This window comes from Veillonella parvula, from assembly GCF_001553335.1.
Taxonomy (GTDB): domain Bacteria; phylum Bacillota; class Negativicutes; order Veillonellales; family Veillonellaceae; genus Veillonella; species Veillonella parvula_S.
In genome coordinates, this window is the sequence record NZ_KQ960810.1 from 81,938 (window position 1) to 90,868 (window position 8,931).

Sequence of the window (8,931 nt, forward strand, 5' to 3'; positions counted from 1 at the left end):
ATATGTATATTGAAACCAAAAATTTAGTTAAAACCTTTAGCGGACGCAATGTAGTAGATGGGGTGAGTCTACGCGTTGATAAAGGCCAAGTTGTAGGTCTATTGGGCCCTAATGGGGCCGGTAAAACTACGTCATTTTATATGATTGTAGGTATTGAAAGACCGAGCTCGGGCATCATTACCGTTGATGGCAAGGATATTACAAATATTCCTATGTATAAACGGGCTGCTGAAGGGATTGGATACCTACCACAAGAGGCATCAATCTTTCGTTCCATGTCTGTAGAAGATAACATTCGTGCCATGCTACAGATTACGGCAAAAAAGCCTGATGAGATTGAAGCTATCGTGGAATCATTGATTGAAGAATTTCATATTGGACATGTCCGTGACCGTATGGGGATGCAATTATCTGGTGGTGAACGACGTCGTGTAGAAATTGCACGTTGTCTCGCCTTAGAACCTAATTTCATCCTTCTTGATGAACCTTTTGCAGGTGTCGATCCAATTGCAGTTGCTGACATTCAACAAATTATCTTACATGTTAAGAACCGAGGTATTGGTATCTTGATTACAGACCATAATGTTCGTGAAACATTGGGGATTGTAGATAAGGCTTATATTTTGAGTAGTGGTAAAATCCTCCTAGAGGGTACCCCTGATGAAATTGCGAATGATCCAATCGCTCGTGAACATTATTTAGGGGATAACTTTAAATTATAGGAGGGGCTATGAGATTATTAGATAAATATATTTTAAAAGCCTTTGTAGGCCCATTCCTATTTGGGGTTTTTGCTTTTACTAGTATTTTTATTGGTACAGGCACATTGTTTAGGATTGCTCAATATATTACTGAATATGGAGCGCCATTGTTGCTTGTCATGCAAGCATTTGTCTTGGCTTTACCAAGTATTGTTATCTTAACATTCCCAATGTCGGTTTTATTGGCTTCTCTTATGACCTTTAGTCGTTTGAGTAGCACTAGTGAAATCGTTGTTATGCGTGCTGGTGGACTAAGCTTTTTACGCTTGGCCATGCCCGTATATATTATTGCACTCATCATTTCCATTGGGGCTGTAGCATTTAATGAATTTGTTGTGCCTCGTACAAATCATATGTATCAAACGATTGTGCGCGAACAAATCATGAAAAATGCATCACCTCAAACACAAAATCATATCGTGTTAAAAACGATGAATGGTGATGAGCTAGGCACATTGATGTATGCTAAGAGCTATGATGCTGAAACCAAACAGTTGTCCATGATTACGGTTCAACAATTTGGGGAGGGTGGCAAGTTACAACAAGTTGAAAATGCAGATACGGCTATTTGGAATGGTCAATATTGGGTGATGCAGAATGGTATCATTTACGATTTATCAGCTGGTAATGGTGTTGAACGTACCATGAAATTTAAGGAGCAATCCTTGCCGATTAAGTCTGCCCCAAAAGATATTCAACAAGATCAACGTAAACCTGAGGAATTGACGATTAAGGAGTTACGTCACCAAATCAGAGCTTATAAGGCTGCTTATACTAATGCTAATAAACTTGAAATGGAAATGTACCAACGCTTCACAATTCCGTTGGCAAGTTTTGTATTTGCTCTCGTAGGTGCACCTTTAGGCCTTCAAAAGCAACGCTCTAGCTCATCTATCGGCTTTGGTATTAGTATTCTCATCATCTTTATTTATTATGGGGTGATGACCTTTGCTGGTGCTTTAGGGAAAGGTGGTGCATTGCCAACTGTATTGGCTGCATTAATACCGGATACATTAGGTATTATTGCAGGGTTGTATTTGAATTGGCGTGTATCTAAATAACAGATTGTATTTTTAGGAGAAAGGAGGGACATGATGTTAGTAGGTGTTAAAATCTTAATAATTATCGCTCTTATGGGTGGTCTCATTGCTTATATGGGGGATAAGCTAGGCACTAAAATTGGTAAACGTCGTATGTCCCTCTTTGGATTACGACCTAAGCACACATCTATTATAGTTACTATTGTGACAGGCCTTTTGGTTGCAGCAGCTACGGTTGGAGTATTAACCTTTACGTCTCAAAGTGTAAGAACCGCATTGTTCGGTATGGATCAGTTGCGAGCTGATATGAAGCAGCTGAATAATGAGGTCGCTGCAAAGACGCAAGAACTGATTCGTGGACAGGCTTTGTTAGAACAGAATAAACAAGAGCTTGAAGAGCGGATGGCTGAGATTGAACAAATTCGCCGTGAAGTAGAGGCTACAAAAGCTGAATTGGCGAGTGCACAAGCTGCTAAAGATGCAACAGAAGCCGAACTGGCATCTTTACAAGCCTCTTATGCAGAGGTATCTCAAAAGGTAGCTGAGCTTGAAGCAACACGTGCTAAGATGGAAGCCCATATTAAGAATCTACAAAATACACAAGAACAATTGCAAAATGGCATCATTCATTTACGGGAAGGAACCATTCTTTTCCAAGTAGATCAGCTATTAGCACAAGCTGTTGTACGACATGGTCTAAGTGAAGAAGATAGTAATAATGCTATTAAACATATTATCGATGATACAAATAAACTTGTTTTGCGCCGATTAGGCATAGAGGATGATGGTCAATCCGTTGTGTATGTAGATCGACAAAATGTTGAGGTAGCTACTCAAAAACTAATCAATTCCAAGACACCTATGGTGGTTCAAGTTGTGGCAGCAGGAAATATTATTTCAGGTGAACCTGCAGTTGCCGTTATTCAAGTATATCCACAACAATTTATCTATAAAAATGGAGAGGTAATTCACTCTACAGTAATTGATGGAGGCACTAATGCTCAATCTTCTATGCTTCAATTCTTGAAACAAGTTAATGAGCGTGCTAAGGCAAAGGGGATTATTCCTGATTCCTTATCAGGTGATATTGGAACGATACCTGGTGATGATTTGTTTACAGCCATTAAGAGAATAAGCACTATGCGTGGTAAGGTTCATGTGGAAGCTTATAGTGATGGCGATACATATTCATCTGGTCCTGTTCATCTCAAGTTGCGTATTACTCAAATGCCAGACTTTAATGATAAGGCAAAAATACAAACTAATTAATATGATGAAGGTATGTTGGTTTCATACATTACAAAAGAAGGTCTTATGTAATTTTTAACATAAGACCTTCTTTTTATGTTAAAATATAACTACTGTACTTATAAAGGGGATAATCAAATGACTGAAAATACATATATTTTAGCAGTAGATCCAGGAAATGAGAAAACTGGTATAGCTATAGTCTCACCTTCCGGTGAGATGATATGCCGTAAAATTATTTCTTCAAATACCTTCAATGAAGATATTGAGCGTGTTTTAACTGAATATTATGGTATCGTTCATATCGTTTGTGGAAATGGTACAAATCATAAACATTTGTATCCTTCTCTTCAACAAATTGGACGCAATCACAAGATTACAACTAGTTTAATCGATGAATCTCACAGTACAGAGGAAGCCCGTAAATTATATTGGCAATATAATCCTCCTATAGGGTGGCGTAAGATTATTCCTACATCTATGCAATTTCCACCAGAACCTGTAGATGATTTGACGGCTCTCGTTATTGGCTTACGCTATACGAAGCAATTAGCTCAGAACGAAGCGGCAATCAAAGAAGAAACTATGAGTTCAAGTGAGTTAGAAGAAAAAAGATTACATGCTATGGAGCAGTTATACGGAAAAGGAGATAATCATGACGAATGAAACTTCAACGCGTAACTGGTCAAACCTTATTATGCGTTGTGTAATGATGATTTTAGGGGCCTTCATCTATACGGTGGGCTTAGATTTATTTTTAGTATCCAACAGTATCATCGATGGTGGTGTAGTTGGTATTTCATTGATGGCTGCGGAACTATCTGGTATATCTTTTAGTATTTTCGTAGTACTTATCAATTTACCATTCTTGTATTTAGGCTATAGAGCAATCGGTAAAGGCTTTACCTTATCTACATTGTTCTCTATTGTCTGGATGGCTATATTTTCTAACTTTGCTCATGATTTTACACCGATTACGACAGATCCATTCTTAGGATCTATCTTTGGTGGTATAATCTTAGGTATTGGGGTAGGTCTTATTATTCGTAATGGTGGCTCATTAGATGGCTCTGAAATTGTAGCTATTATTTTTGATAAACGGTCCACCTTTTCTGTAGGCGAAATTGTAATGGCCATGAATTTAGTTATTCTTGGAGCAGCGGGCTTTGTATATAGTTGGAATAGTGCCATGTATTCCTTAATCGCTTATTTTATTGCTTATAAGATGATTGATGTGACCATAACTGGCCTTGAAGAATCTAAAGGGGTTATGATTATTACCGATGCAGATAATTCCAAGATTATTGCCGATGCATTAAATGCTAATCTTAATCGTGGTGTTACTATTATGTACGGAGAAGGCGGGTATTTAAAACAACCGAAACATGTATTGTATTCTGTGGTAACGCGGCTAGAAATTACAAGATTAAAGGATACCGTTTATGAAGTAGATCCTACAGCATTTATTACAATCCAAGACGTACATGATGTCTTTGGTGGGAGATTTACGAAAGGTGGTCATTAAGAGGAAACTATGAGTAATAAGTTAGGTAATACAATAGTAAAAGAGATATTAGATTGGATTTATGCTATTGCATTGGCATTAATCATTGCTATGGTAATTCATATTTTCTTGATTCAACCTACTAGAGTATCTGGGGAATCAATGGATGATACATTACACAATGGACAATATTTGATTGTTACCAAATGGCATCATATAATGAATGATATGCCCGAATATGGACAAATTGTTATTATTGATAGTCGTGTTAATCGTGTTCGTACATGGGTGGATGATGTAAAAGAACCATTGATGAACTATGCATCTGTTTTCAATAAATCAGCTCAAACAAATGATGTATGGGTAAAACGTGTAATAGGTAGACCTGGTGATGTACTAGAGTTTAAGGATGGGTATGTATGGCGTAACGGAGAGAAATTACAAGAGCCATATACAAAAGATACAAAAATGAATTATACTCGTTCTACACCTGTAACAGTTCCTGAAGGTCATGTATTTGTGATGGGGGATAATCGCAATCATTCTAGTGATAGTCGGTTTATCGGCCCAGTTCCTGTTGACCATATTTTAGGATTTGTTTCTTACGCAATTTAAAAATCGTGAAAGCCTATCTATGATGTATTTTATCGTAGATAGGCTTTTTTATAAGTTAAGAAGGATTAAGTTACGTTGTATCTTATGAAATGTATACTAAATAAAATTTACCGAGACGGCTAGGTTGAATCTAAATATATCACTTAGTAATCTTATAGAAAATAAACAATTCAAACATATAAATTGGTTATAATTATTAAATGATTTATATTTAATAAGTAATAATTATTAATTTTATGGATGTAGATAATAAAATTATCTATTTTTTTAGTCTATAAAATGAAATTTTGTAAAATTAAATTTTTAAAAATACAGTAAAAATCTATGTTTTGAGGATAATTTTTATTCATGAAAGAAATTTCATAAGATTTAGTTGTGTAAAATGCTTTACAAAGTTTTGGGGTGGTGGTATATTCACATCAACAGAAAGGCTACGCTACAAAGAAGTGGAGCTAAGATAGATAATTTAGTTGAGGAAACATGGACACTCCTAATACATCTTTCATAGTGATACTACTTATGTAGTGAACGTCTTCTGCAAATATAAATTCTTATTTATAAGAAAGAAGGAATTCATTATGAAAAAACAATTCGCAACAATGTTAGCAGCAACAGCAGTGTTAGGTGTAACAACAGCATTTGCTGCAAATCCATTCTCCGATGTAACTCCAGACAGCTGGGCATACCAAGCAGTATCCCAATTGGCACAAGCTGGTATCGTTAATGGTTATCCAGATGGCACTTTCAAAGGTCAAAACAACATCACTCGTTATGAAATGGCTCAAATGGTAGCTAAAGCTATGGCGAACCAAGACCGTGCTAACGCTGAACAACAAGCTATGATTAACCGCTTGGCAGATGAGTTCTCTAACGAGTTGAACAACCTCGGCGTTCGAGTATCTCGCTTGGAAGACCGTGTAGGTAATGTAAAGGTAACTGGCGATGCTCGTATTCGTTACCAAGGTTCTGAAGATAAAGGTGTTTACAAAGCTAATAGTAAATCCTTAACTGACGGCCGTGCACGTGTACAATTCAATGCTAATGTAAATGATAAAACACAAGCAGTTGTTCGTGTAAAAGGTAATTACGAATTTGGTGACTCTACTAAAGGTTCTCAAGCAACAATCGATCGTGCTTACGTAGATCACAAATTTGGTAGCAACGTATCTGCTAAAGCTGGTCGTTTCCAACAAACAATTGGTGGCGGTTTGATGTACGATGATACATTTGACGGTGCACAATTGAATGTAGGTAATGATAAAGTTCAAGTACAAGGTGCGTATGGTTACATGATTGATGGTGCTGCTGATGGCAACTCCAAATCTGATAACCCATCTGTATCCTATGTAGGCTTAAAAGGTAAAGTTGGTAAAGAATCCTCCGTTGGTGGTTTCTACTCCAGATTATCTAGCGGTAACTTGAACCACAATGGTGTAACAGTTAATTCCGATAAACAAGATGTTTACGGTTTCAATGCGGACTTCCGTAAAAATAAATTGTGGGCTGGCGGTGAATGGTTGAAAGCTTCCAACGTAGATAATTCTCAAGCTTGGACAGCAGGTCTTGGCTATGGTAACTACGACATCGCTAAAAAAGGTACATGGGATGTGAAAGGTCAATACTTCAACCAAAAAGCTAATGCACCAATCGTAAGTTCCACTTGGGATCAAGCATATGATTTAACAAATACATCTAATGGTTACAAAGGTTACATGGCTAGCGTAGACTACGCAGTACAAGATAATGTAGGTTTATCCGCAGGTTATGGTTTCAACTCTAAAGACCAAAGCGGTAATGATCTTTCCGATTTCTACCGTGCAGAATTAAATTACAAATTCTAATTCCCTCACAAACAAAAAAAAGACTTCTTCGGAAGTCTTTTTTTGTTGCATAAAATCTTATATATTATCTTTTGTATATAATAGTATATATAGTAAAATTAATACATATATAAGATTCCTTAATACATCGAATGTTTTAGTAATTATTTAGTTCTAATACACCATATATTGTATGATGTATTTATAAACTCATTATGTATAGAATATTTTATTATTTATTAATTAGCATATCATTTATAAGTGTAATTTAATAATAGATATGATAATTATTCTTACTTAATGAGAAAGTAGATAATTTTTAATTTTTTAATGAAAAAAATTATATCCTATAAAACTAGATAAAATCTGACTTAGCAGGCATTTTAAGTTATAAAAACAATATAATGAGAACCTAATTGAGAAAAAAGGGTTTACACGAAAAAGTGGTTGTGCTAATATCACCCTACGAGAAGTAGCAAACGCATGAAACGAAGAACTTCGATATAGAATGTGGCGAGGAAACGTGGACACTCCCAAAGATTCTTGATCTGAAGAACTGAGTAGAATGTGAATGTTATGACTTGTAACATTTTATTTTCTATTTTTTTCAGAAAGAAGGAATTCAACTATGAAAAAACAATTCGCAGCAATCTTTGCAGCAACAGCAGTTTTGGGTGTAACTACTGCATTCGCAGCTAACCCATTCTCCGATGTAACTCCAGATTCTTGGGCATACCAAGCAGTTTCCCAATTGGCAAACGCTGGTATTGTTAACGGTTACCCAGATGGCACTTTCAAAGGCCAAAACAACATCACTCGTTACGAAATGGCTCAAATGGTAGCTAAAGCTATGGCTAACCAAGACCGCGCTAACGCTGAACAACAAGCTATGATCAACCGTTTGGCTGATGAATTCTCCAACGAATTGAACAACTTGGGCGTTCGTGTTGCTCGTTTGGAAGACCGCGTTGGTAACGTAAAAGTTACTGGTGATGCTCGTCTTCGTTACCGTGACACTGAAAATGGTAAATCCAAATTCGATGCTCGTGCACGTGTACAATTCAATGCAAAAGTTAACGATCGTACAGACGCTGTAGTTCGTTTGACTTCTGGTAACTTCGAATTGGGTAACTCCACTACTGGTGGTAATGCAGACGCTCAAATCGACCGCGCATATGTTAACCACAAATTTGGCGAACGCGTATCCTTGAAAGCTGGTCGTTTCGGCCAAGCTGTTGGTGGCGGTTTAGCATTTGATGGTACTTTCGACGGTGCTCAATTGAACGTTGGTAACGACAAAATCAAAGCACAAGCAGCTTATGGTTACATGGTATCCGGCGAAGCAGCTGGCAAGACTAAAGTACAAAACGTAACTAATACTTACCTTGGCTTAACTGGTAAAGTAGGTAAACACACTATGGTTGGTGGTTTCTACGATCGCGTAAACCAATCCACTGGTTATAAAAACGTATACGGCTTCAACGCTGACGCTAACTTCGACAAAGTTTGGGTAGGTGGCGAATGGTTGAAAGCTTCCAACGTTGACGAATCCACTGCATGGACTGCAGGCGTTGGTTATGGTAACTACGACATCAAAAAACAAGGTACTTGGGACGTAAAAGGCCAATACTTCAATGCAAAAGAAAATGCTCCTATCGTAGATACAACTTATAATCACATCTACACTACAGGTGCTAAAGGTTGGATGGCTTCCGTTGACTACGCTTTACAAAACAACGTAGGTTTGTCCGCTAACTACGGCTTCAACTGGAAAGATCAAGACGGTGATAAATTAGACAACTTCTACCGTGCTGACCTTAACTACAAATTCTAATTTGATAGTTACAAATATAAAAGGGACTCCTTCGGGAGTCTCTTTTTTGTATTTTATGAGAATATATGCTAAAAATAGGCTTATAGGACAGAATGTGTTGTTTTTAATG

The 8,931-nt window shown here is 37.0% G+C and carries 8 protein-coding genes; all 8 read left to right on the forward strand.

Features of this window, described 5'->3' with window-relative positions:
- Positions 1-2: 2 nt before the first annotated feature.
- The 8 genes from lptB (at position 3) to HMPREF1865_RS08950 (ending at position 8,822) form a co-directional block, all read left to right on the forward strand.
- Positions 3-722 carry an LPS export ABC transporter ATP-binding protein gene (lptB, locus tag HMPREF1865_RS08915; RefSeq protein WP_004695507.1) on the forward strand — a complete coding sequence of 240 codons (720 nt, stop codon included), beginning with the start codon at positions 3-5 and terminating at the stop codon, positions 720-722.
- A gap of 8 nt (positions 723-730) precedes the next feature.
- Positions 731-1,822 carry an LptF/LptG family permease gene (locus tag HMPREF1865_RS08920; RefSeq protein WP_060919875.1) on the forward strand — a complete coding sequence of 364 codons (1,092 nt, stop codon included), beginning with the start codon at positions 731-733 and terminating at the stop codon, positions 1,820-1,822.
- A gap of 33 nt (positions 1,823-1,855) precedes the next feature.
- Entirely contained in the window at positions 1,856-3,070 is a 1,215-nt protein-coding gene (locus HMPREF1865_RS08925) for a DUF3084 domain-containing protein (RefSeq protein ID WP_060919876.1), read from the forward strand.
- 117 nt (positions 3,071-3,187) lie between these two features.
- Positions 3,188-3,715, forward strand: a complete 528-nt coding sequence (locus HMPREF1865_RS08930; protein ID WP_060919877.1) for a RuvC family protein — start codon at positions 3,188-3,190, stop codon at positions 3,713-3,715.
- Positions 3,705-4,574, forward strand: coding sequence for a YitT family protein (locus HMPREF1865_RS08935; protein WP_060919878.1), 870 nt, complete (start codon positions 3,705-3,707; stop codon positions 4,572-4,574). The genes HMPREF1865_RS08930 and HMPREF1865_RS08935 overlap by 11 nt, the downstream gene beginning before the upstream one ends.
- Positions 4,575-4,583: 9 nt before the next feature.
- Entirely contained in the window at positions 4,584-5,168 is a 585-nt protein-coding gene (gene lepB, locus HMPREF1865_RS08940) for a signal peptidase I (protein ID WP_004695516.1), read from the forward strand.
- 578 nt (positions 5,169-5,746) lie between these two features.
- Complete coding sequence (locus HMPREF1865_RS08945; protein ID WP_004695518.1) at positions 5,747-7,009, forward strand: S-layer homology domain-containing protein; 1,263 nt, start codon at positions 5,747-5,749, stop codon at positions 7,007-7,009.
- 607 nt (positions 7,010-7,616) lie between these two features.
- Positions 7,617-8,822 (forward strand): putative porin, encoded by a 1,206-nt coding sequence (locus HMPREF1865_RS08950; RefSeq protein ID WP_060919879.1) that lies wholly within the window; start codon positions 7,617-7,619, stop codon positions 8,820-8,822.
- Positions 8,823-8,931 lie beyond the last annotated feature (109 nt).